Raw genomic sequence first — 23,748 nt, 5'->3', positions numbered from 1 at the left:
GCGGGCCCCCCGCGGCCGCCCCGGGGGGGGGCGCCGCCGTACGAGCCGTGCGGGCGAAGGCGTGCCGGGCGGCCGCTAGGAGGCGGCGGCGGCCACCTTCAGCTCCACGGTCAGCGTCGCGCCGCCCGTGGTGGTGACGCGGAGCAGGAAGGTGCCGGCCGTGTCGTCCGCGTACAGCTTCGGCAGCTTGAGGAGGCCGTTCGCGTCCGTCTTGAGACCGGCGAGGGTGCGCACGGTCTTACCGTCCGCGTCCTTGAAGTAGGGGCCCTTGTCGTTGGCGGTGGCGTCCTCGGCGGACGTGACGAGCGTGGCGGTGGCCTCGACGCCCTTCGCGACGGCGCCCTTGTAGGTGGCCTTGACCTCGACCTGGTCCGCGAACTCGCCGCCCGGCGTGCAGGTCAGCGCGGTGTCCGCGGTGCGGGCGAGGGCGTCGGCCTGGCGGGCGGTGACGGTCGCCCGGTAGTCGACGCCGGTCACCGAGCGGCCCACGACGGCGGTGCGGACGGTGAAGTCGCCCGTCTTCTCCCCGGCGACGAGCGCGGGCGCGGTGGCCTTGCCCGCGCCGTCGGTGACGACCGTGGCGACGCTCTCACCGCCGGAGAAGGTGGCGTCCGTGTCGCCGACGATGGTGAACCGCACCCGGACCTTCGCCACCGCCGTGCCCGACTTGGTCTCGGCGCGCGTGCTGATCCTCTTGGCGAAGGTGTCGCCGGCCGTCGCGGTGAGCTTGCCGGTGCCGGCGTCCTCCAGGTGGTCCACCGTGTCGGTGGGCGTGGCGGGCGGCGGGGTCGGGGTGGTCGGCGGCTTGCTGGGCGTGCCGGGCGTCGTCGGCGGCTTGGCCGGGGGCGACGGGTCCGCGGGCTTGTCCGGCTTCGGGTCGGGGCGCGGGGTGACCGGAGCCGTCGGAACCACCGGGAGGACCGGGTCGTCGCTGCGGTGCTCGGGCAGCGGGCCCGTGCCGTCCGGCACCTCGTTCGTGCCCTTGCGGTAGGAGTTCAGCCACGACAGGACGGTGTGGAGGTACTCCGACGAGTTGTTGTAGCTGAGGATCGAGGCGTTCATCTCCGACTGGACCGACATGTCGTGGTCGAAGCGGCACAGGTAGTGGCCGGCGGCGAGGGCCGCGTCGTAGATGTTGTTCGGGTTCTCGACACCGTCGCCGTTGCCGTCGCGGCCCGACCACTCCCAGGTGGACGGGATGAACTGCATCGGCCCGACCGCGCGGTCGTGGCGGGTGTCGCCGTCGTACGCGCCGTTGTCGGTGTCGGAGATGTTCGCGAAGCCCTGGCCGTTGAGGACCGGGCCGAGGATCGGGGAGTACGTCGTGCCGCTCGCGTCGACGCGGCCGCCGCGGGCGTGCCCGGACTCGACCTTGCCGATCGCGGCGAGGAGCTGCCAGGGCAGGTTGCAGCCCGGCTTGGACTCCCGCAGCGACGCCTCGGCCTTCTTGTAGGCGTCGAGGACGGTCGCGGGGATGTCCGACTCCGAGTCCGTCCCGGTGCCGCCCTCCGTGCCGGGGGACGGCTGGGCGGTGGGGCTGTTGAGCGGCGGGAGGTCCTTGTAGTAGGGCGAGTTGCCGGTCGCGGTGCCGCCGCCGGTGCCGTCGGCCGAGGACTCGGAGCCCGTCGCCTGTCTGCCGGGGTCGTCCGCGGTCACTCCCGGAGCCTGGGAGGCGGACAGTGCCGCCACCGCGGCCGCCGCCACGGCGGTCGTCGCCGCTCCCTTGCGCAGCCTGCCGAAATGCGCCGCCATTGAGTGAACCCCTCCCGTGGCCGACCCTCGCGCCTCGCGCGCTCTTCTCGTTCCCCGCCGTGCTCCCCAGCACGGTGACGCAGGTGACCCTACGACAACTTCCGTCGCGCCGGGAGCCGTTGACGCCCGGTATTCACCGGTTGGCCACATACCCGGTGCTCGCGGGCCTCCCGCGGGCGGCCCGCCCGGACATTCTCATGCGTCCTTCATACTGGGCGGGCGATCACCGGGCGCCACGACGGGCGTTCGACGCCAGGCGCAGGGGGACGACTTGCCTTTCACTCTCAGCCACGCGGCGGCCGTGCTGCCCGCGGTACGCGGGGACGGGACCGGGCGCGGCAGGCTGGTGCCCGCGGTCCTCGTCGCCGGTTCGTTCGCTCCCGACATGACCTACTACGCGGCGAGTGTGCTGTCGGGCGCGATGGAGTTCGGCGAGGTCACGCACTCCTTCACCGGCGTGGTCACCGTCGACGTGCTCATCGCCTGGGCCCTCGTGGGTCTGTGGCTGTTCCTGCGCGAACCGCTGGTGGCGCTGCTCCCGCGGGCCCGGCAGGGGCGCACGGCGGCGCTGCTGCACTGCGGGACGCCGCGCGCGCGTCCGCGTCCCTCGCTGCTGCTGCGGTGGTACGTCTCCGCGGTGCTCGGCGCGCTGACCCACGTCGTGTGGGACGCGTTCACGCACCTCGACCGGTGGGGGATGCGGGTGTTCCCCGTCCTGGGCCGGGAAATCGCCGGGTCACCGCTGTACTGGTACCTCCAGTACGGGGGTTCCGCGGTGGCGGCGGTCGTGATCCTGGCCTTCGTCGTGGTCGCGTTGCGGCGGACCGTCCCCGGTGAGCCCGTGGGCGTCCCGGTGCTGTCCCGGGCGGACCGCAGGCTGGCGGTCGCGGTGCTCGCCGCCTGCGCCCTCGTCGGGGCGGTGCAGCGGGCTTCGCGGTGGTGGGCCTACTGGGGGGCGGACGCGAAGCCCTGGGAACTGATCCCGACCGTGTGCTTCGGGGCCGGTGCGGGGCTGGTGCTGGGGCTCACCGTGTACGGCGCCGGAGTCCGGCTGCGCCGCCCGGCACCGCCCCACCCGACCGAAACCCCGGCGGAACCGACCCGGACGACCCCCTGAGCGACGGCTGGGCGGGGCGCCCCGGCGGGGCGGGGACCCCTGCATCCGCCTGAGGTGCTTGGGCGGACCTGCCTGCCGACTCGGCACGCTCGGGCGTGAGCCGGGCGGGCCCATTCCCCGCGCGGGGCCTGCCTGGCGACTCGGCGCGCTCGGGCGGAAGCCGGGCGGGCCCATTCCCCGCGCCGGGCGCCTTCGGGCACCCGGATACCCGGCCTACGGCACGTACCCGCGCCTGCGCCGTGCCTCGGCCCGGGCCGCGACCGTGGTCGTGGTGGCGGCGCGGACCAGGACACGACCCAGGTGGGTGCGCCTCAGGCCGGTCCACGCGTGGCGTGCGGTACGACGTCCCGCCGCCGGGAGCAGGGTGCGCGGCCAGGCCCGCCACGGACCCCGGAGGCGGCGACGCAGGTCCCGGCACCGCCGGGCCACCGCCGTTCCGGTCAGTGCCTCGGCGAGGGTCCGCGTCTCGTCCTGCCGTCCGTGGCCCGCCGCGAGGCAGGTCGCGTCCGTGCCGCCTGCGGGTGTCCCCCGGGACCGGGCACGGCGCCGGGTCCTCTCCCCCGCCCTGCGCAGCCGGGCGTGCAGCCCGGAGGCGCGGTCGTGGGACGGGCGGCGCCTGGACGTCTCGCGGCGAGGCGTGCGCACCCGGGCGGTACTGGCCCCGGCCGCGAACACCGGGGCCGGGGCGAGCAGTCCCGCCCCGAGGGCGACCGCCGAGAGAAGGGGGGTGGCTGTCGCCGTCCGACGCGGGAGCATGCGTATACCCATGCCCGCATCCTTACGGCCCCGGCGGCCCAAGGGCGCTTTCGCGGGGGCCGGGCGGGTGACACGCCGGTCAGACGCCTTTCCCGGCGTCGGGACGGGAGACGCTGCCCCCGTCACCCCGGTGACTCCGTCGGACCGGCCGACATCTTCCTGCCGGAAGGGGTGACCTCCGGGACCGGTCCGGCACCGACGCGGGGGCCCGTTCCAGCCGATCGGGAATCGCCCCGCATCCGTCCAGGGACAGGACCCGCACACGAGCCGGTCCCGCTCCCACGCTGCCCGACCGCGCCGCCCGTCCGGCCCTGCCCGGCCCGGCCAGGGCATCGGCCCAGGTGCCCGGCCGGAGCCGCCGACCGGAGGGAGGCCCTGCACCCGCGCAGATGCCGATCAAGGGCCGCCCGTCCGTGCCGGGCCCGCACCGGCGCCCGCCGGTCCGGGCCCCGGATCGCCAGTGACCCCGGTCTCCCGGGGCTAGTGCGCCGCCGATTCCCAGTCCGCGCCCGAGCCGACCGACACGTCCAGCGGTGCCCGCAGGCTCACCGCGCCCGCCATCTCGCGGCGGACCAGTTCCTCGGTCGCGGCGCGCTCGCCGGGGGCGATCTCCAGGACGATTTCGTCGTGGACCTGGAGCAGCATGCGGGACTTCAGGTCCGCCTCGCGCAGCGCCCGGTCCACGTTGAGCATCGCGATCTTGACGATGTCGGCGGCCGTGCCCTGGATGGGCGCGTTCAGCGCCATGCGCTCGGCGGCCTCGCGGCGCTGCCGGTTGTCGCTGTTGAGGTCGGGCAGGTAGCGGCGGCGCCCGAAGAGCGTCGCCGTGTAGCCCGTGGCACGGGCCTCGTCGACCGCCCGGCGCAGATAGTCGCGTACGCCGCCGAAGCGCTCGAAGTACGTGTCCATCAGGCCACGGGCCTCGCCGGCGTCGATGTTCAGCTGCTGGGAGAGGCCGAACGCCGACAGTCCGTAGGCGAGCCCGTACGACATGGCCTTGATCTTGCGGCGCATCTCCGCGTCGACTCCGGAGCGCTCCACGGAGAACACCTGGGAGGCGACGGTGGTGTGCAGGTCCTCGCCGGAGGTGAACGCCTCCAGCAGTCCCTCGTCCTCGGAGAGGTGCGCCATGACCCGCAGCTCGATCTGGCTGTAGTCCGCGGTCATGAGGGACTCGAAGCCCTCGCCGACCACGAAGCCGCGGCGGATCGCGCGGCCCTCGTCGGTGCGGACCGGGATGTTCTGCAGGTTCGGGTCCGTGGAGGACAGGCGGCCGGTCGCGGCCACCGTCTGGTTGAACGTGGTGTGGATGCGGCCGTCCGCGCCGATCGTCTTGATCAGGCCCTCGACGGTCACGCGCAGCTTGGCCTGCTCACGGTGCCGGAGCATGATCACCGGCAGTTCGTGGTCGGTCTGCGCGGCCAGCCAGGCCAGGGCGTCGGCGTCCGTCGTGTAGCCCGTCTTGGTCTTCTTCGTCTTGGGCAGGCCCAGTTCGCCGAAGAGGACCTCCTGGAGCTGCTTGGGCGAGCCGAGGTTGAACTCGTGGCCCACGGAGGCGTGCGCCTCCTTCACGGCCTGCTGCACGGCGCCCGCGAACATCTGCTCCATGGCCTCCAGGTGCGCCCGGTCGGCGGCGATGCCGTGCCGCTCCATGCGGGCCAGCAGCGCGGACGTCGGCAGCTCCATGTCGCGCAGCAGGTCGGCCGCGCCGACCTCCGTCAGCTTCTCGCCGAACGCCCCGCCGAGGTCGAGGATCGCGCGGGCCTTCACCATCAGCGCCTCGGCCTCGGCCTGGTCGTCCGCGCCGAAGGCGAGCTGGCCGTCGGCCGCGGCGGCGGGCGCCAGCTCGCGGTTCAGGTACTCCAGGGTGAGCGCGTCCAGGGCGAACGAGCGGCGGCCCGGCTTCACCAGGTACGCGGCGAGCGCGGTGTCCATGGTGACGCCCTCGACGGTCCAGCCGTGCTCGGCGAAGACGCGCATGACGCCCTTCGCGTTGTGCAGGACCTTCGGCCTGGCGGCGTCGGCGAGCCATGCCGCGAACGCGTTCTCGTCCGTCTCGTCCAGCTGGGACGGGTCGAACCAGGCGGCCTTGCCGTCCGCCGCGGCGAGCGCGATCTCGGCCACCGAGCCCGTGCCGAGGCCCCACGCGTCGACGGTGGCGAGGCCGAGCGCGGACTCGCCGTGCTCGGCGAGCCACGGCGCGAGCTCGCCCGCGCCCAGCACCGTGCCGTCCAGCTCCACGCCGGGCGCGGCCGGCTGGGCGGCCTCCTCCTCCGCCGCTCCCGGGTCGACGGCGAACAGGCGCTCGCGCAGCGACGGGTTCCTGATCTCCAGGGTGTCCAGGACCAGTGCGACGGTCTTGCGGTCGTACGGCGCGCGCTCCAGATCGGTGACCGTCTTCGGCAGCTCGACGGCCCGCTCCAGCTCGGTGAGCCGGCGGTTCAGCTTCACCGACTCCAGGTGGTCGCGGAGGTTCTGCCCGGCCTTGCCCTTGACCTCGTCGACCCGCTCGACCAGCTCCGCGAACGAACCGAACTGGTTGATCCACTTCGCGGCGGTCTTCTCGCCGACGCCCGGGATGCCCGGCAGGTTGTCGGACGGGTCGCCGCGCAGCGCCGCGAAGTCGGGGTACTGCGCCGGCGTCAGCCCGTACTTCTCGAAGACCTTCTCCGGGGTGAAGCGGGTCAGCTCGGAGACGCCCTTGGTCGGGTACAGCACCGTGGTGTGCTCGGAGACCAGCTGGAAGGAGTCCCGGTCACCGGTGACGATCAGCACGTCGAACCCGGCGGCCTCGGCCTGCGTGGCGAGCGTGGCGATCACGTCGTCCGCCTCGAAGCCCTCCACCGCGAACCGCTCCGCGCGCATCGCGTCGAGCAGTTCGCCGATCAGCTCGACCTGGCCCTTGAACTCGTCCGGGGTCTTCGACCTGTTCGCCTTGTACTCGGTGAACTCCTCGGACCGCCACGTCTTGCGGGACACGTCGAACGCCACCGCGAAGTGCGTGGGCGCCTCGTCGCGCAGCGTGTTCGCCAGCATCGACGCGAAGCCGTAGATCGCGTTCGTCGGCTGGCCCGTCGCGGTCGTGAAGTTCTCCGCGGGGAGCGCGAAGAACGCGCGGTAGGCCAGCGAGTGCCCGTCCATGAGCATCAGCCGCGGACGGCCCGTGCCGGAGGTCTGCTCGGTCTTCTTCGATGCTGTTTCTGCCACGCCCCCGATCCTGCCACGCCCCACTGACAGCGAGAGCCGTCCGGGCCCGGGCGCCGACACCGTCGGCGGCGCGTGCGAGGATCGGACCCGTGCGAGGACCCGGCCACCGGGCCCCCGGACCGAGCGGGGACGAACACAGCGCACGCGTGCACGCGAAGGGGTCGAAGCGATGGCCAGCAAGCCGCCCAAGGGCGATCCGGTCCAGGACGCGCCGCAGGTCACCGAGCCGAAGCACGCGGCGGCGGGGCTGCCCGCCATCGGGCACACCCTGCGCATGGCCCAGCAGCAGATGGGCGTGCGCCGCACCGCCCTCACCCTCCTGCGCGTCAACCAGAAGGACGGCTTCGACTGCCCGGGCTGCGCCTGGCCCGAGCCGGAGCACCGGCACACCGCGGAGTTCTGCGAGAACGGCGCGAAGGCGGTCGCCGAGGAGGCCACCCTGCGCCGGGTCACCCCCGAGTTCTTCGCCGCGCACCCGGTCTCCGACCTCGCCGGCCGCAGCGGCTACTGGCTGGGGCAGCAGGGCCGCCTCACCCACCCCGTGTACCTCGCGGAGGGCGCCGACCGCTACGAGCCGGTCTCCTGGGAGCGGGCCTTCGACATCGTCGCGGAGGAGATCACCGCGCTCGCCTCCCCCGACGAGGCCGTCTTCTACACCTCCGGCCGCACCAGCAACGAGGCGGCGTTCCTCTACCAGCTGTTCGCCCGCGAACTCGGCACGAACAACCTGCCGGACTGCTCCAACATGTGCCACGAGTCGTCCGGCTCGGCACTGACCGAGACCCTCGGCGTCGGCAAGGGCAGCGTCCTGCTCGACGACCTGTACCGGGCGGACCTGATCATCGTCGCCGGCCAGAACCCGGGCACGAACCACCCCCGCATGCTGTCCGCGCTGGAGAAGGCCAAGGCGAACGGCGCGAAGATCATCACGGTCAACCCGCTGCCCGAGGCCGGCCTGGAGAAGTTCAAGAACCCGCAGACCCCGCAGGGCATGCTCAAGGGCGCCGCCCTCACGGACCTGTTCCTCCAGATCCGCCTCGGCGGCGACCAGGCGCTCTTCCGCCTGCTCAACAAGCTGATCCTGGACACCGAGGGAGCCGTCGACGAGGACTTCGTCCGCGAACACACCCACGGCTACGAGGAGTTCACCCGGGCCGCACGCGCCGCCGACTGGGACGACACCCTCACCGCGACCGGCCTCACGCGCGCCGACATCGACGCGGCCCTTCAGATGGTCCTCGCCTCCCGGCGCACCATCGTCTGCTGGGCCATGGGACTCACCCAGCACAAGCACGCCGTCCCCACCATCCGCGAAGTCGTCAACTTCCTGCTGCTGCGCGGCAACATCGGCCGTCCCGGCGCGGGCGTCTGCCCCGTGCGCGGCCACTCGAACGTGCAGGGCGACCGCACGATGGGAATCTTCGAACGGCCCGCCCCCGCCTTCCTCGACGCCCTGGAGAGGGAGTTCGGCTTCGCCCCGCCCCGCGAACACGGCTACGACGTCGTACGGGCCATCCGCGCCCTGCGCGACGGCGAGGCCAAGGTCTTCTTCGCGATGGGCGGCAACTTCGTCTCCGCCTCACCCGACACCGACGTCACCGAGGCGGCCATGCGCCGCGCCCGCCTCACCGTCCACGTGTCCACCAAGCTCAACCGCTCGCACGTGGTCACCGGCGCCCGCGCCCTGATCCTGCCCACCCTCGGCCGCACCGAGCGCGACCTGCAGGGCGGCGGGGAGCAGTTCGTGACCGTCGAGGACTCCATGGGCATGGTGCACGCCTCACGCGGCCGCCTGGAGCCCGCGAGCAGCCACCTGCTGTCCGAGCCGGCCATCGTGTGCCGCCTCGCCCGCCGCGTCCTCGGCGAGGCCAGCAGCACCCCCTGGGAGGAGTTCGAGAAGGACTACGCGACGATCCGCGACCGCATCGCCCGCGTGATCCCCGGCTTCAGCGACTTCAACGCGCGCGTCGCCGACCCCGCCGGATTCGCCCTCCCCCACGCCCCGCGCGACGAACGCCGCTTCCCCACCGCCACCGGCAAGGCCAACTTCACCGCCGCGCCCGTCGAACACCCCGAGCTGCCCGAGGGCCGCCTCCTGCTGCAGACCCTGCGCTCCCACGACCAGTACAACACCACCGTCTACGGCCTCGACGACCGCTACCGCGGCATCAAGAACGGCCGCCGCGTCGTCCTCGTCAACCCCGAGGACGCCCGCGCCCTCGACGTCGCCGACGGCTCCTACGTCGACCTCGTCGGCGAATGGCGCGACGGCGTCGAACGCCGCGCCCCCGGCTTCCGCGTCGTCCACTACCCGACCGCCCGGGGCTGCGCCGCCGCGTACTACCCCGAGACCAACGTCCTCGTCCCGCTCGACGCGACCGCCGACACCAGCAACACACCGGCCAGTAAATCCGTCGTCGTCCGTCTGGAACAATCGGCGACCGACTGAGCGTTTGCTCAGCGACAGCGATCCACGACGAAGTGATCCACGACGAACGGAGCCCGACCCGATGGGCGAGCAGCACAGCGTGAAGTTCCCGCAAGAGGTCCTCGACGAATACGCCGCCCTCGGCGTCGACCTGCCCGCGCTCTTCTCCGCGGGCCACCTCGGCACCCGCATGGGCGTCCAGATCCTCGAAGCCTCCGCGGACCGCGTCGTCGGCACCATGCCCGTCGAAGGCAACACCCAGCCCTACGGCCTCCTCCACGGCGGCGCCTCCGCCGTCCTCGCCGAGACCCTCGGCTCCGTCGGCGCCATGCTCCACGGCGGCAGCTCCAAGATCGCCGTCGGCGTCGACCTCAACTGCACCCACCACCGCGGCGCCCGCTCCGGCCTCGTCACCGGCGTCGCCACCCCCGTGCACCAGGGCCGCTCCACCGCCACGTACGAGATCGTCATCACCGACGAGGACGGCAAGCGCGTCTGCACCGCCCGCCTGACCTGCATGCTGCGGGGCGTGAACCCGGGCGACGCGGAGCGGGTGCGCTCGGCGGGCTGACCCCCGCGCACCCGCGACGACGAACGGGGCGGGACGGCACCCTTGCCGACACCCGCCCCACACGCTTCACTGTGCGCTGATCACCCCCCACAGGAGAACACCCGTCCCACCCAGCCCAAAAAGGGGTTCTCTTGACCGCCGTACGCGCCACCACCATGGCCCGCGCCAGTGCCGTCACCGCGGCCGCCTGCGCCGCCGTCCTCGCCACCGCACTGCCCTCCTCGGCCATCAACTCCTACAACGCCGCCCCCGCACCCGAGCGCACCGAAGTCGGCGCCCTCGTCGCCACCTGGGACAACGACGACAACCCCGCCACCCCCGACCGCGTCGACTGGGTCTGCTCCGGCACCATGATCGACTCGGGCACCTTCCTGACCGCGGCGCACTGCACCACCGACTGGCCCGACAACGTCCGGTTCTACGTCTCCCTCGACCAGGACGTACAGGCCGGACTCGACGCCGCCGCCCAGGCCCACCCCGGCGACCCCACAGCCCAGGCCGAAGCCGTCGCCGTCGAAGGCACCGCCCACACCCACCCCGCCTACCCGGGCCCCGCCGCCGACACCCACGACATCTCCGTCGTCGAACTGCCCGCCGCCCAGGTCCGCGCCCGCTGGACCTTCACCCCCGCCGCCCTCCCCACCGCCGGACAACTCGGCGCCCTCGGCCCGCGCGGACTCGACGCCACCGACTGGACCGTCGCCGGATACGGCACCCAGGAAGCCCTCAACGGCCCCGGCGGCCAGACCCACCCCGGCGGCGGCGTCCGCATGAAGGCACCCGTCTCCTTCGACGCCCTCAACGACGCCTGGGTACGCCTCGCCATGACCGCACCCCAGGGCAACGGCGGTGCCTGCTACGGCGATTCGGGCGGCCCCAACTTCGCCGCGCTCGACGGCCGACGCGTCCTCGCCGCCACCACCATCACCGGCGACACCCCCTGCTACGCCACCAACGTCGCATACCGCCTGGACACCCCCGGGGCGCGCGCCTTCCTCGCGCCCTTCGTGAAACTGCCGTAAGGCAGGGCCCCACCGGCCCGGCACGACGCCGAGCGCCCCTCCACCACGGCACCGCACCACCACGTCGACCGGCGCCGACTCCCCAGCAATCAGGGCGAGTCGGCGCCGCTCGCCATTCAGGAGCGCTCAACGAGAGCGACGCGAAAGCGAGTTGACGACCGCCCCCTCAACAGGAACGCCCGCGACCCCACCCCGGCGAGTCCGCCCGGCACGGCCCGCCCCCTTCCGGCACCTCCCACCTCGCACCACCGGCACCGCACACCCCGGGAACAACCCCCCACACCACCTCACCGACCCCCACCCCGGCCGCCCACCGAGACGAACACCCCCGCCCGCCGTAACGCTGCGTAACACAGACGCAATACAACATCACAGTTCCGGCCTCCCCGGGCAGCGCTCCCACCACCTCCCCCGGCCCCTCCGGACCGCCCGACACCCCGCCCGGCGCCACCCACGCCCACGCGCAACCGGAAGTGCGGATTCTCAAAATGTGGACTCCGGAGCTTTTCCGCCAAACCCGCCGAGACCCCCCGTCCGGGAAGTTCCCCCACCAGCACGTCATAACAAGAAAGTCACAAGCCAGCCCACGGCGATGCCGCCGCCCACAGACGGGCTTAGAGTCACGGCCAGTCACCGCGCCGCCGGGCGCGTCTGCAGCACGGCACCTGTACCACCCCAGTACGGCCCGGCGAGACACACGGCAGCTCAATGGAGCTGCTGCGCCAGGGAGAGGATTAAACGTGCGACACCGTTCTTTGGTCATACTCACCTCCGTGCTCACCACGGGAGCACTCACGCTGACCGCCTGCGGTTCGCGCGACGACGACAAGGGCGGTGACAACAGTGGCAAGAAGACCGAGGTCATCATCGGCGTCGACGCGCCGCTGACCGGCCAGAACTCCGCCACGGGCCTTGGCATCAAGGGCGGCGTCCAGATCGCCGTCGACGACGCCAACAAGAAGAACCTCGTCCCCGGCGTGAAGTTCAAGGTCGTCGCCCTCGACGACAAGGCGATCCCCGCCCAGGGCCAGACCAACGCCACCCAGCTCGTCGGCAACGACAAGGTCCTCGGCGTCGTCGGCCCGCTGAACTCCGGCGTCGCCACCCAGATGCAGCAGGTGTTCGCCACCGCCAACCTGGTCGAGATCTCCCCCTCGAACACCGCCCCCGAGCTCACCCAGGGCAAGAACTGGCAGACCGAGAAGAAGCGTCCCTTCAAGACGTACTTCCGCACCGCCACCACCGACGCCCTCCAGGGCGGCTTCGCGGCCGACTACGCCTACTCCACGCTGAAGAAGCGCAAGGTCTTCGTCGTCGACGACAAGCAGACCTACGGCGCCGGCCTCGCCAAGCTCTTCAAGGCCGGCTTCACCAAGGCCGGCGGCAAGGTCGCCGGCGAGGACCACGTCAACACCGGCGACACCGACTTCTCGGCCCTCGTCACCAAGATCAAGAACTCCAAGGCCGACCTCGTCTACTACGGCGGCCAGTACGACGAGTCCGAGAAGCTCACCAAGCAGCTCAAGGACGCCGGCGCCAAGATCCCGCTCTTCGGCGGCGACGGCATGTTCACCCCGACCTACATCGAGACCGCCGGCAAGACCTCCGAAGGCGACCTCGTCACCTCCGTCGGCCAGCCCGTCGACACCCTGCCCTCCGCCGCCGACTTCATCAAGAAGTACAAGGCCTCCGGCCTCAAGGGCGACTACGGCACCTACGGCGGCTACTCCTACGACGCCGCCACCGCCATCATCAAGGCGATCGGCAACGTCGTGAAGGACGGCAAGGTCCCCTCCGACGCCCGCGCCAAGGTCGTCGAGGAAGTCCAGAAGACCAAGTTCGACGGCATCGCCGGCCCCGTCTCCTTCGACGAGTACGGCGACACCACCAACAAGCAGCTCACCGTCTACCAGGTCGTCGACGGCAAGTGGAAGGCCGTCAAGAGCGGCACCTTCAACGGCTGATCCACACCGCCGCCAGGGCCTGTCGTTCGGATCAAGTCGGCCGTGACCGACGGTTCGTCCCGGCCGGCCCGAGCGGAATCTGGTGCGCGCAGCCGCAAGGCGCAGGAGGGAGTCGACGCGGAGCGTCGGCGACCGACGACAACGCCGCGGATGTGCGTGCCAGACCCCGCGACACCGGCCTGATCCGGACGACAGGCCCTTAGCACCACCACAGGGCCGCGCGGCCACTGACCACACGTCACCGCGCGGCCCGTTTCATACGCCCTGCTCAACTCTCCCCACCCACATGGAGGCCATGCGGTGAACACCCTGCCGCAGCAGCTGGCCAACGGGCTGTTCCTCGGCTCGATGTACGGGCTGATCGCCATCGGCTACACGATGGTGTACGGCATCGTCCAGCTCATCAACTTCGCCCACGGCGAGATCTTCATGACCGGAGGCTTCGGCGCACTCTCGGTCTACCTGTACGTCCTGCCCAACGGCACATCCATGTGGATAGCCCTGCCGGCGATGCTCATAGGCGGCGGACTCGTCTCCGTCCTCATCGCCGTCGGAGCAGAACGCTTCGCCTACCGACCACTGCGCGGCGCACCACGCCTCGCACCCCTCATCACCGCCATCGGCCTCTCCCTCGCCCTCCAGCAGGCCGTCTTCAACTGGTACCCCGACGCCAAGACCGACCGCACCTTCCCCCAGCTCGACTTCGGCCCCTGGCACATCGGCGACATCCGCATCCAGAGCGGCGCGGCCTTCGTCATCATCGCCGCCCCCCTCTGCATGGCCGCCCTCGCCCTCTTCGTCCGCCTCTCCCGCACCGGCCGCGCCATGCAGGCCACCGCCCAGGACCCGGACACCGCCCAGCTCATGGGCATCGACACCAACCGCATCATCGTGATCGCGTTCGCCATCGGCGGCTTCTTCGCCGCCGTCGCCGCCGTCTCCTACGGCCTGCGCTACGGACAGATCAAGTACGACATGGGCTTCCAGATGGGCCTCAAGGCCTTCACCGCGGCAGTCCTCGGCGGCATCGGAAACATCTACGGCGCCATGATCGGCGGCCTCGTCCTCGGCCTCGCCGAAACCATGGCCACCTCCTACATCGACGGCATCCCCGGCATGCAGCAGCTCGGCGGCGGCGGCTGGTCCTCCGTCTGGGCCTTCGTACTCCTCATCCTCGTACTGCTGTTCAGGCCACAAGGCCTAGTCGGCGAACGCGTCGCGGACAGGGCGTGAGCACCATGGCAACCACCGAGAAGACCCCGGCGGCCACCCCCCAGGCGGACCCCGCCCGCGGCCTCATCGCGCTCCCCCCGACCGCCGCCCGCGCCCTCGTCCTGGCCGGCGCCGTCGCCACCATCGCCAGCACGTTCATGTCCTGGACCTACACCGACGAATTCCCCGGGGACCTCACCTACTACGGCTCCCCCGCCGGACTCCAGGTCCTCGCACTCGTCGCAGGCCTGCTCACCGTCGTCTACGCCCTCACCCTCTGGGACATCCGCGGCCTGCGCTGGCTCAACCCCACCGGCGCCACCCAGCCCGTCGTCCTCGCCGCGGCCTCCGCCTTCGCCGTCGCCTGGTTCAGCGCCATCGCGATCGCCGTCGACCTCAAAGGCCTCGTCGCCCTCGACCCCGGCGCCTACATCGCCGCCATCGGCTCCCTGACCGCACTCCTCGGCACCCTCGCCCTCCCCAAGCCGGGCGACACCTTCAAGGACTACGTCACCAAGCCCGACCACCTCCCCACCGCCACCCCCCTCCCCGCCTGGGGCGAACGCCTCGTCATCACCGCCGCCACCGCCGTGGCCCTCATCGTCTTCACCTACGGCATCGGCGTCGACCCCGAAGCCAGCGAAACGTTCATCGGCTACCTGTTCCTCGTCGTCCTCGGCGCCTGGGCACTCCTCACCGCCGGACTCTTCGACCGTTTCGCCGAACTCAACGCCCGCCACAAGGGATTCGCCACCTCCATGGCCTTCCTCGCCGCGGCGATCTTCCCCTTCGTCGAAAGCGACGAACACAACGCCAACCTCGGCGTCAACATCCTCGTCGTCGCCACCGTCGCCCTCGGCCTCAACATCGTCGTCGGCCTCACCGGACTCCTCGACCTCGGATACGTCGCCTTCCTCGGCGTCGGCGCCTACGCCGCGGCCCTCGTCTCCGGCAGCGAGTTCTCCCGCTTCTCCGGCGTCCAGTTCCCCTTCTGGGCCGCCATGCTCACCGGCATGGCCGCATCGCTCGTCTTCGGCGTCCTCATCGGCGCCCCCACCCTGCGACTGCGCGGCGACTACCTCGCCATCGTCACCCTCGGCTTCGGAGAAATCTTCCGCATCGGCGTCAACAACCTCGACGGATCCTCCGGGCCCAACCTCACCAACGGCCCCAACGGCATCTCCATGATCCCCGACCTCGACATCTTCGGGTTCAACTTCGGTGCCAGCCACGCCATCGCCGGGATCACCCTCGGCCGCTTCGCCAACTACTTCCTGCTGATGCTGATCATCACCGGCATCGTCGTCGTCGTCTTCAACCGCGCCGCCGACAGCCGCATCGGCCGCTCCTGGATCGCCATCCGCGAAGACGAGACCGCCGCCACCGCCATGGGCATCAACGGCTTCCGCGTCAAGCTCATCGCCTTCGCCCTCGGCGCCAGCCTCGCCGGCCTCGCCGGCACCGTCAGCGCCCACGTCGGCTACAGCGTCAACCCCGCCCCCTACCAGTTCGCCGGATCCGTCCCCCCGAACTCGGCGTTCCTCCTCGCCGCCGTCGTCCTCGGCGGCATGGGCACCGTCAACGGACCCATCCTCGGCGCCACCCTGCTCTACCTCCTCCCCGAGAAGCTCGGCTTCCTCAAGGAGTACCAGCTCTTCGCCTTCGGCATCGCCCTCGTCATCCTCATGCGATTCCGCCCCGAAGGCATCATCGCCAACCGCCGCCGCCAACTCGAATTCCACGAGAGCGACGACACCGTCCACATCCCCGAACAAGGCCTGCCCGACTCCACCGTCGGCGTCACCAAGGCAGGGGCGTAACCACCATGACCACCACCACAGCCCCCAGCCCCGTCCTCGAAGCCACCGGCGTCACCATGCGCTTCGGCGGCCTCACCGCCGTCCGCGGCGTCGACCTCACCGTCAACAGCGGCGAGATCGTCGGCCTCATCGGCCCCAACGGCGCCGGCAAAACCACCTTCTTCAACTGCCTCACCGGCCTCTACGTCCCCACCGAGGGCAAAGTCGCCTACAAGGGCACCGTCCTGCCCCCCAAGCCCCACCTCGTCACCAGCGCCGGCATCGCCCGCACCTTCCAGAACATCCGGCTCTTCTCCAACATGACCGTCCTGGAAAACGTGCTCGTCGGCCGCCACACCCGCACCAAAGAAGGACTCTGGTCCGCCCTCCTCCGCGGCCCCGGCTTCCGCAAAGCAGAAGCCGCCAGCCGCGAACGCGCCATGGAACTGCTGGAGTTCATCGGCCTCGCCCACAAGGCCGACCACCTCTCCCGCAACCTCCCCTACGGCGAACAGCGCAAGCTCGAAATCGCCCGCGCCCTCGCCAGCGACCCCGGACTCCTCCTCCTCGACGAGCCCACCGCCGGCATGAACCCCCAGGAAACCCGAGCCACCGAAGAACTCGTCTTCGCCATCCGGGACCAAGGCATCGCCGTCCTCGTCATCGAGCACGACATGCGCTTCATCTTCAACCTGTGCGACCGCGTCGCCTGCCTCGTCCAAGGCGAAAAACTCGTCGAAGGCACCTCCGACGTCGTCCAGGGCGACGAACGCGTCGTCGCGGCCTACCTCGGCACCCCCTTCGAAGGCGCCCCCGGCGCCGACGAACTCGCCGAAGTCGAAGCCGCCGAAGCACACGGAGCACAGAGCACCACCAGCACCACCAGCACCACCAGCAAGGAAGGAAGCGCCCAGTGACCGCACTGCTCGAGGTCGAAGACCTCAAGGTCGCCTACGGCAAGATCGAAGCCGTCAAGGGCATCTCCTTCTCCGTCGAAGCCGGCCAGATCGTCACCCTCATCGGCACCAACGGCGCCGGCAAAACCACCACCCTGCGCACCCTCTCCGGACTGCTCAAGCCGACCTCCGGAGTCATCCGCTTCGACGGCAAGATCGTCAACGGCATCCCCGCCCACAAGATCGTCGCCCTCGGACTCGCGCACTCCCCCGAGGGACGCCACATCTTCCCCCGGCTCACCATCACCGAAAACCTGCAACTCGGCGCCTTCCTCCGCACCGACAAAGCAGGCATCGAGAAGGACATCCAGCGCGCCTACGACCTCTTCCCCATCCTCGGGGAACGCCGCAAGCAAGCCGCAGGAACCCTCTCCGGCGGCGAACAGCAGATGCTCGCCATGGGCCGCGCCCTCATGTCCCAGCCCAAACTCCTCATGCTCGACGAACCCTCCATGGGCCTCTCGCCGATCATGATGCAGAAGATCATGGCAACGATCACCGAGCTGAAGGCCCAGGGCACCACCATCCTGCTCGTCGAACAGAACGCCCAAGCCGCGCTCTCCCTGGCCGACCAGGGACACGTCATGGAAATCGGCAACATCGTCCTCTCCGGCAGCGGACAGGACCTCCTCCACGACGAATCCGTCCGCAAGGCCTACCTCGGCGAGGACTGATCCCCCCGCCCCACACCGGGCACACGAAGAGGCCCGCCACCCCACCAACGGGGTCGCGGGCCTCTCGCACGTTCCGAACCGGGCGGACTAGGGCCTGTCGTCTGGATCATGCCGGCGTCGCAGGGTCTGGCACGCACATCTGCGGCGTTGTCGTCGGTCGCCGACGCTCCGCGTCGGCTCCCTCCTCCGCCTTGCAGCTGCACGCACCAGACCCCGCTCGGGTCGGCCAAGACGAACCGTTCGTCAAGGCCGGCCTGATCCAAACGACAGACCCTAGCCCTTCGACGCCTTCTTCTCCTCGGCGTCCTGAATAACCGCCTCCGCCACCTGCTGCATCGACATCCGCCGATCCATCGACGTCTTCTGAATCCACCGGAACGCCGCCGGCTCCGACAGCCCGTACTCCGTCTGCAACACCGACTTCGCCCGGTCCACCAGCTTCCGCGTCTCCAGCCGCTGACTCAGGTCAGCGACCTCCTTCTCCAGCTCCTTCAGCTCCGTGAACCGCGACACCGCCATCTCGATCGCCGGCACCACGTCACTCTTGCTGAACGGCTTCACCAGATACGCCATCGCACCCGCGTCACGCGCCCGCTCCACCAGATCACGCTGCGAGAACGCCGTCAGCATCAACACCGGCGCGATGCTCTCCTCGGCGATCTTCTCCGCCGCCGAGATCCCGTCCAGCTTCGGCATCTTCACGTCCAGGATCACCAGATCCGGCTTGTGCTCCCGGGCCAGCTCGACGGCCTGCTCACCGTCACCCGCCTCACCGACGACGGTGTAGCCCTCCTCCTCCAGCATCTCCTTCAGATCGAGACGGATCAGCGCCTCGTCCTCGGCGATGACGACACGGGTCGTCAGCGGAGGTACGTGCGACTTGTCGTCGTCGGGCGCGTCCACGGGCTGGGGCGACTCGGGGGCGGTCACGGGGTGCTCCTTGTTCCAGGGCAGACAGGTACTGCTCCCAAGAGCGTACCTAGCTGCGGTAAGGTGGTCGGGCAGTGGGTCGGGGTCAACCTTCGATTCACCGGGCCCCGGTAGCCCAATTGGCAGCAGGCAATGGATTCAAAACCCATACAGTGTCGGTTCGAGTCCGACCCGGGGCACTTTTCCTTGGATTACAAGGTCACACCTCAGAAGTGGATGTCCACGTTCTCGTGAACATCCGCTTTTTGCCGCACGTCGCTCGCGAGCTCTTCGCACAGTGTTCGCATGTACGACCTCAACACGCGCGAACGAGCACTCGAGCTGGTGGAACAGGGCCGCAGCCTGAATTCGGTGAGCCGGGAAACAGGTATCTCCCGTTCGGCCATCCGCTCCTGGCAGACCCGGCTTCATCCTCTGCCCCGGATGGCTACTCCGGTTCCCGGGCCACCAGCCGACCGAATCTCGTATGCCTACCTGCTGGGCCTCTACCTGGGTGACGGTTGCATCAGCGCGCATTCGCGCGGCAAGGGCCATTACCTGCGCGTCGCTTGCGCCGACGCATGGCCAGGACTCATTGCGGCGTGCGAGGCCGCCGTACGTGCGATCAGTCCAGCGCACAACGCCTACCGCCTCCAGGCCCAGGGGTACACCTCAGTCGTCAGCTACTACCCGCACTGGCCCGCCCTCTTCCCCCAACACGGCCCCGGCAAGAAGCACGAGCGGGCGATCGTGCTCGCGGACTGGCAGCAGGAGATCGTCGACGTTCATCCGTGGGAGTTCGTCCGCGGGCTCATCCACTCCGACGGGTGCCGCATCACCAACTGGACGACACGCGTCGTCGCCGGTGAGCGCAAGCGCTACGAGTACCCCCGGTACTTCTTCACCAACGTGTCCGACGACATCCGGCGGCTGTTCACCGACACCCTCGACAAGCTCGGCGTCGCGTGGACGCACTGCACCCGGCACGGGAACGCGTTCAACATCTCCGTGGCCCGGAGGGCGGACGTGGCTCTGATGGACGCGCACGTGGGTCCCAAGTACTGAGTGCGGCGCGGTGGGCCCCTTCTCGGGAGGGGCCCGGGCGGCGGCTACTTGGGGGTGTCGTCCTCGCCGATGTGGTGGACGCGGACGAGGTTCGTGGAGCCGGAGATGCCGGGCGGGGAGCCGGCGGTGATGACCACCATGTCGCCCTTCTGGCAGCGGCCGATCTTGAGGAGCTGTTCGTCGACCTGGTCGACCATGGCGTCGGTGGAGTCGACGTGGGGTCCGAGGAAGGTCTCGACGCCCCAGGTGAGGTTGAGCTGGGAGCGGGTGGCCGGGTCGGGGGTGAAGGCGAGGAGGGGGATGGGCGAGCGGTAGCGGGAGAGGCGGCGGACGGTGTCGCCGGACTGGGTGAAGGCGACGAGGAACTTGGCGCCGAGGAAGTCGCCGATGTCGGCGGCGGCGCGGGCGACGGAGCCGCCCTGGGTGCGGGGTTTGTTGCGTTCGGTGAGGGGCGGGAGTCCCTTGGCGAGGATGTCCTCTTCTGCGGCTTCGACGATGCGGGACATGGTGCGGACGGTTTCGATGGGGTATTTGCCGACGCTGGTCTCGCCGGAGAGCATGACGGCGTCGGTGCCGTCGATGACGGCGTTGGCGACGTCGGAGGCTTCGGCGCGGGTGGGGCGGGAGTTCTCGATCATCGAGTCGAGCATCTGGGTGGCGACGATGACGGGTTTGGCGTTGCGCTTGGCGAGTTTGATGGCGCGTTTCTGGACGATGGGGACTTGTTCGAGGGGCATTTCGACGCCGAGGTCGCCGCGGGCGACCATGATGCCGTCGAAGGCGGCGACGATGTCGTCGATGTTGTCGACCGCCTGGGGTTTTTCGACTTTGGCGATGACGGGGAGGCGGCGGCCTTCCTCGTCCATGATGCGGTGGACGTCGTCGATGTCGCGGCCGCTGCGGACGAAGGAGAGGGCGATGACGTCGAAGCCGGTGCGCAGGGCCCAGCGGAGGTCTGCTTCGTCCTTGTCGGAGAGGGCGGGGACGGAGACGGCGACGCCGGGGAGGTTGAGGCCTTTGTGGTCGGAGACCATGCCGCCTTCGACGACGGTGGTGCGGACGCGGGGGCCGTCGACGGCGGTGACTTCGAGGCAGACTTTGCCGTCGTCGACGAGGATGCGTTCGCCGGGTGTGACGTCGGTGGCGAGTCCGGCGTAGGTGGTGGCGCAGGTGTGGCGGTCGCCTTCGGTGTCGGGTTCGACGGTGATGGTGAAGGTGTCGCCGCGTTCAAGGAGTACGGGGCCTTCGCGGAAGCGGCCGAGGCGGATCTTCGGGCCTTGAAGGTCGGCGAGGATTCCGACGCTGCGGCCGGTCTCGTCGGAGGCTTTTCGTACGTGTTGGTAGCGCTCCTCGTGTTCGGCGTGGGTGCCGTGGCTGAGGTTGAATCGGGCGACGTCCATTCCGGCTTCGACCAGTGCTTTGATCTGGTCGTAGGAGTCGGTGGCGGGGCCCAGGGTGCAGACGATTTTTGCTCGGCGCATGGTTTGAGCCTAGGGCTTACCGGCGGGTAGGGAATTGGGTGTGTGTGACTGCCCAACGTCCTTTGCGTGAAGGGCTATTGACAAGGGTTGAATTGTGCGCGGGGGTGCTCTGATGAGCGCTGCGGTACTACATATTCGGTGGTGCCATGGTGAATCGGGCGGTGACCTGGGCGTAGAGGTGTTGGCGTTGTGGTTCGAGGTCGAGGGGTGGGGGTTCTTCGGTGTTTTCGGTGCCGTAGGTCATGGTGCGCATGGCGCGGCCGAGGGGGTGGGTGGGCTGGGGTTCGGTGTCGGTGAGGTCGAGGAGTGCGGTGAGGGTGGTGCCGAGGGCTTCGGCGTATTCGCGGGCGCGTTGGAGGGCGTCGTGGACGGCTTGCTGTCGGGCTTGGCGGTGGGTGGGTGAGGTGGGGCGGAGGGTCCACCAGGGGCCGTCGATGCGGGTGAGGTCGAGGTCGGCGAGGCGGGTGGTGAGTTCGCCGAGTGCGGTGAAGTCGTTGAGTTCGGCGGTGAGGTGGAGGTGGCCGTGGTGGGCGCGGATGCGTTCGCCGCGGCCGTGGCGGGTGAGTTCGGGGGTGAGGGTGAGGGTGCCGGTTTCGAGGTGCTCGACGGCGTCTCCGTAGGTTTTGACGAGGTCGAGGGTGGTGGTGTTGCGGTGGGTGAGGTCGGTGAGGGTGGTGTGTCGGTCGGTTCCGCGGGCGGTGAGGGTGATGCCGATGCGGGCGAGTTCGGGTTGGGCTTCGAGGTGGGCTTCGCCGCGGACGGTGAGGTGGGGTGCTTGGGGGGTGGCGCCGCTGTGGTGGGGGGTGTCGGGGGTGGGGGTCATACGTCCCACTGTGTCACCGGTGTGGCGGGGTTGTGGGGTCTGCCGGTCATCAGATCGCAACCTGCGGGATCTGTTCGGGGGTGTGTCGGCCGGGTCAGAATCTACGCGCGTCGTTCACCATCGCCCCGAGGAGTCTGTGACATGCCGTTGAACCGCCGGAAGTTTCTGAAGAGGTCCGCTGTGACGGGTGCCGGGGTGGCGCTGACGGGTGCGGCGGGTGCTCCGGCCGCGCAGGCGGCGGTGGCGGAGGGGGGTGCGAAGCGTCCCAAGCGGTATGCGCTGACGGTGATGGGCACGACCGATCTGCATGGGCATGTCTTCAACTGGGATTACTTCAAGGACGCGGAGTACTCCGACGCCAAGGGCAACGCGATGGGCCTGGCGCGGATTTCGACGCTGGTGGAGCAGGTCCGTGAGGAGAAGGGCCGTGCGCACACGCTGCTGTTGGACGCGGGTGACACGATTCAGGGCACGCCGCTGACGTATTACTACGCGAAGGTGGATCCGATCACCGCGAAGGGTGGTCCGGTGCATCCGATGGCGCAGGCGATGAACGCGATCGGCTATGACGCGGTGGCGCTGGGCAACCATGAGTTCAATTACGGGCTCGAGACGCTGCGGAAGTTCGAGTCGCAGTGTGATTTCCCGTTGCTGGGTGCGAATGCGCTGGACGCGAAGACGTTGAGGCCGGCTTTCCCGCCGTACTTCATGAAGACGTTCCGGGTGCCGGGTCTGCCGCCGGTGCGGGTGGCGGTGCTGGGGTTGACGAATCCGGGTATCGCGATCTGGGACAAGGCGTATGTGCAGGGCAAGTTGACGTTCCCGGGGCTTGAGGAGCAGGCGGCGAAGTGGGTGCCGAAGCTGCGGTCGATGGGTGCGGACGTGGTGGTGGTGTCGGCGCACAGTGGTTCGTCGGGTACGTCGTCGTACGGTGATCAGTTGCCGTATGTGGAGAATTCGGCGGCTCTGGTGGCGCAGCAGGTGCCGGGGATCGACGCGATCCTGGTGGGGCACGCGCATGTGGAGATTCCGGAGCTGAAGGTGACGAACGCGGCGACGGGCCGGACGGTCGTGTTGTCGGAGCCGTTGTGTTACGCGGAGCGGTTGTCGCTGTTCGACTTCGAGTTGGTTTTCGAGAAGGGCCGGTGGCGGGTCGAGTCGGTGGCGGCGTCGCTCCGTGATTCGCGGACGGTGGCGGACGATCCGCGGATCACGAAGCTGCTGAAGGCGGAGCACGACACGGTGGTGGCGTACGTCAACCAGGTGGTGGGGACGGCGACGCAGACGTTGACGACGGTGGAGGCGAGGTTCAAGGACGCGCCGATCATCGACTTGATCACGAAGGTGCAGGAGGACGTGGTCCGGGCGGCGCTGGCGGGTACGGAGTACGCGTCGTTGCCGGTGATCGCGCAGGCGTCGCCGTTCTCGCGGACGTCGGAGATCCCGGCGGGCGAGGTGACGATCCGGGATCTGTCGAGTCTGTACGTGTATGACAACACGCTGGTGGCGAAGTTGCTGACGGGTGCTCAGGTGCGGGCGTATCTGGAGTATTCGGCGGAGTACTTCGTGCGGACGGCGCCGGACGCGGCGGTGGACACGGAGAAGCTGACGAACGCGAACAATCGGCCGGACTACAACTACGACTACGTGTCGGGGTTGCAGTACGACATCGACATCGCGCAGGCGCCGGGTTCGCGGATCAGGAACCTGTCGTACAAGGGTGCGGCGCTGGCGGACGACCAGCAGTTCGTGTTCGCGGTGAACAACTACCGGGCGAACGGCGGTGGCGCCTTCCCGCACGTGGCGTCGGCGAAGGAGCTGTGGTCGGAGTCGACGGAGATCCGTACGCGGATCGCGGAGTGGGTGACGGCGAAGGGTGTGCTGGATCCGGCGGAGTTCGCGTCGGTGGACTGGCGGCTGACGCGGGACGGTGTGCCGGTCTTCTAGGAGCCGGCCGGGGTGTGGGCCCCGGGCTGGGACGGTGGTGCCGTCCTGGTCCGGGGCTTTGTGCT

The 23,748-nt window shown here is 70.0% G+C and carries 17 protein-coding genes and 1 tRNA gene; 12 read left to right on the top strand and 6 right to left on the bottom strand.

What is annotated here, in order from left to right; all coding sequences use genetic code 11:
* Positions 1-75 precede the first annotated feature (75 nt).
* The gene (locus ACWGIS_RS20945) at positions 76-1,752 is read right to left on the bottom strand and encodes a lytic transglycosylase domain-containing protein (RefSeq protein ID WP_453363935.1); all 1,677 of its coding nucleotides are present in this window, start codon (positions 1,750-1,752) and stop codon (positions 76-78) included.
* Between the two features lie 271 nt (positions 1,753-2,023).
* Between ACWGIS_RS20945 and ACWGIS_RS20940 the strand changes: the two genes are divergently transcribed.
* Positions 2,024-2,869 (top strand): DUF4184 family protein, encoded by an 846-nt coding sequence (locus ACWGIS_RS20940; RefSeq protein WP_453363934.1) that lies wholly within the window; start codon positions 2,024-2,026, stop codon positions 2,867-2,869.
* A gap of 213 nt (positions 2,870-3,082) precedes the next feature.
* Here the strand turns inward: ACWGIS_RS20940 and ACWGIS_RS20935 are convergent, their stop codons facing one another.
* Both ACWGIS_RS20935 and polA read right to left on the bottom strand, forming a co-directional pair.
* On the bottom strand, positions 3,083-3,637 hold the full coding sequence (locus tag ACWGIS_RS20935) for a hypothetical protein (RefSeq protein ID WP_453363933.1): 555 nt from the start codon (positions 3,635-3,637) through the stop codon (positions 3,083-3,085).
* 468 nt (positions 3,638-4,105) lie between these two features.
* Positions 4,106-6,832, bottom strand: a complete 2,727-nt coding sequence (polA, locus tag ACWGIS_RS20930; RefSeq protein ID WP_453363932.1) for a DNA polymerase I — start codon at positions 6,830-6,832, stop codon at positions 4,106-4,108.
* A gap of 169 nt (positions 6,833-7,001) precedes the next feature.
* Between polA and ACWGIS_RS20925 the strand changes: the two genes are divergently transcribed.
* The 8 genes from ACWGIS_RS20925 (at position 7,002) to ACWGIS_RS20890 (ending at position 17,458) form a co-directional block, all read left to right on the top strand.
* Positions 7,002-9,281: an FdhF/YdeP family oxidoreductase gene (locus ACWGIS_RS20925; protein ID WP_453363931.1), complete on the top strand. Its 2,280-nt coding sequence runs from the start codon at positions 7,002-7,004 to the stop codon at positions 9,279-9,281.
* A gap of 61 nt (positions 9,282-9,342) precedes the next feature.
* Positions 9,343-9,831, top strand: a complete 489-nt coding sequence (locus ACWGIS_RS20920) for a PaaI family thioesterase (protein ID WP_453363930.1) — start codon at positions 9,343-9,345, stop codon at positions 9,829-9,831.
* Positions 9,832-9,962: 131 nt separating this feature from the next.
* A complete protein-coding gene (locus ACWGIS_RS20915; protein ID WP_453363929.1) occupies positions 9,963-10,853 on the top strand; it encodes a trypsin-like serine protease in 891 nt (296 codons plus the stop codon).
* Between the two features lie 740 nt (positions 10,854-11,593).
* Entirely contained in the window at positions 11,594-12,817 is a 1,224-nt protein-coding gene (locus ACWGIS_RS20910; RefSeq protein ID WP_453363928.1) for a branched-chain amino acid ABC transporter substrate-binding protein, read from the top strand.
* A 300-nt stretch (positions 12,818-13,117) separates the two neighbouring features.
* Positions 13,118-14,050 (top strand): branched-chain amino acid ABC transporter permease, encoded by a 933-nt coding sequence (locus ACWGIS_RS20905; protein WP_355779188.1) that lies wholly within the window; start codon positions 13,118-13,120, stop codon positions 14,048-14,050.
* 5 nt (positions 14,051-14,055) lie between these two features.
* On the top strand, positions 14,056-15,849 hold the full coding sequence (locus tag ACWGIS_RS20900; RefSeq protein WP_453363941.1) for a branched-chain amino acid ABC transporter permease: 1,794 nt from the start codon (positions 14,056-14,058) through the stop codon (positions 15,847-15,849).
* A 5-nt stretch (positions 15,850-15,854) separates the two neighbouring features.
* A complete protein-coding gene (locus ACWGIS_RS20895) occupies positions 15,855-16,745 on the top strand; it encodes an ABC transporter ATP-binding protein (RefSeq protein WP_453363927.1) in 891 nt (296 codons plus the stop codon).
* Positions 16,742-17,458, top strand: coding sequence for an ABC transporter ATP-binding protein (locus tag ACWGIS_RS20890; protein ID WP_453363926.1), 717 nt, complete (start codon positions 16,742-16,744; stop codon positions 17,456-17,458). The genes ACWGIS_RS20895 and ACWGIS_RS20890 overlap by 4 nt, the downstream gene beginning before the upstream one ends.
* Before the next feature lie 273 nt (positions 17,459-17,731).
* Here ACWGIS_RS20890 and ACWGIS_RS20885 read toward each other — a convergent pair whose 3' ends face one another.
* Positions 17,732-18,388, bottom strand: coding sequence for an ANTAR domain-containing response regulator (locus tag ACWGIS_RS20885; RefSeq protein ID WP_355790610.1), 657 nt, complete (start codon positions 18,386-18,388; stop codon positions 17,732-17,734).
* 104 nt (positions 18,389-18,492) lie between these two features.
* Between ACWGIS_RS20885 and ACWGIS_RS20880 the strand changes: the two genes are divergently transcribed.
* Both ACWGIS_RS20880 and ACWGIS_RS20875 read left to right on the top strand, forming a co-directional pair.
* Positions 18,493-18,567, top strand: a tRNA-Leu gene (locus ACWGIS_RS20880).
* Between the two features lie 106 nt (positions 18,568-18,673).
* Positions 18,674-19,432 (top strand): helix-turn-helix domain-containing protein, encoded by a 759-nt coding sequence (locus ACWGIS_RS20875; protein WP_453363925.1) that lies wholly within the window; start codon positions 18,674-18,676, stop codon positions 19,430-19,432.
* 44 nt (positions 19,433-19,476) lie between these two features.
* Here ACWGIS_RS20875 and pyk read toward each other — a convergent pair whose 3' ends face one another.
* Both pyk and ACWGIS_RS20865 read right to left on the bottom strand, forming a co-directional pair.
* Complete coding sequence (gene pyk, locus ACWGIS_RS20870; RefSeq protein ID WP_453363924.1) at positions 19,477-20,913, bottom strand: pyruvate kinase; 1,437 nt, start codon at positions 20,911-20,913, stop codon at positions 19,477-19,479.
* 127 nt (positions 20,914-21,040) lie between these two features.
* Positions 21,041-21,736 (bottom strand): SIMPL domain-containing protein, encoded by a 696-nt coding sequence (locus ACWGIS_RS20865; protein ID WP_453363923.1) that lies wholly within the window; start codon positions 21,734-21,736, stop codon positions 21,041-21,043.
* A gap of 141 nt (positions 21,737-21,877) precedes the next feature.
* Between ACWGIS_RS20865 and ACWGIS_RS20860 the strand changes: the two genes are divergently transcribed.
* Positions 21,878-23,683 carry a bifunctional metallophosphatase/5'-nucleotidase gene (locus tag ACWGIS_RS20860; protein WP_453363922.1) on the top strand — a complete coding sequence of 602 codons (1,806 nt, stop codon included), beginning with the start codon at positions 21,878-21,880 and terminating at the stop codon, positions 23,681-23,683.
* Positions 23,684-23,748 lie beyond the last annotated feature (65 nt).

The sequence above is a fragment of the Streptomyces sp. NPDC054842 genome (assembly GCF_053611025.1).
This window is presented reverse-complemented; position numbering and strand designations above follow the sequence as displayed.

Excerpts from the sequence above, each read along its gene's own strand:
- ACWGIS_RS20895 (WP_453363927.1), top strand. The coding sequence starts at position 15,855 with ATGACCACCACCACAGCCCCCAGCCCCGTCCTCGAAGCCACCGGCGTC.
- ACWGIS_RS20900 (WP_453363941.1), top strand. The coding sequence starts at position 14,056 with ATGGCAACCACCGAGAAGACCCCGGCGGCCACCCCCCAGGCGGACCCC.
- ACWGIS_RS20860 (WP_453363922.1), top strand. The coding sequence starts at position 21,878 with ATGCCGTTGAACCGCCGGAAGTTTCTGAAGAGGTCCGCTGTGACGGGT.
- ACWGIS_RS20865 (WP_453363923.1), bottom strand. The coding sequence starts at position 21,736 with ATGACCCCCACCCCCGACACCCCCCACCACAGCGGCGCCACCCCCCAA.
- ACWGIS_RS20945 (WP_453363935.1), bottom strand. The coding sequence starts at position 1,752 with ATGGCGGCGCATTTCGGCAGGCTGCGCAAGGGAGCGGCGACGACCGCC.
- ACWGIS_RS20935 (WP_453363933.1), bottom strand. The coding sequence starts at position 3,637 with ATGGGTATACGCATGCTCCCGCGTCGGACGGCGACAGCCACCCCCCTT.
- ACWGIS_RS20875 (WP_453363925.1), top strand. The coding sequence starts at position 18,674 with ATGTACGACCTCAACACGCGCGAACGAGCACTCGAGCTGGTGGAACAG.
- ACWGIS_RS20925 (WP_453363931.1), top strand. The coding sequence starts at position 7,002 with ATGGCCAGCAAGCCGCCCAAGGGCGATCCGGTCCAGGACGCGCCGCAG.
- ACWGIS_RS20920 (WP_453363930.1), top strand. The coding sequence starts at position 9,343 with ATGGGCGAGCAGCACAGCGTGAAGTTCCCGCAAGAGGTCCTCGACGAA.
- pyk (WP_453363924.1), bottom strand. The coding sequence starts at position 20,913 with ATGCGCCGAGCAAAAATCGTCTGCACCCTGGGCCCCGCCACCGACTCC.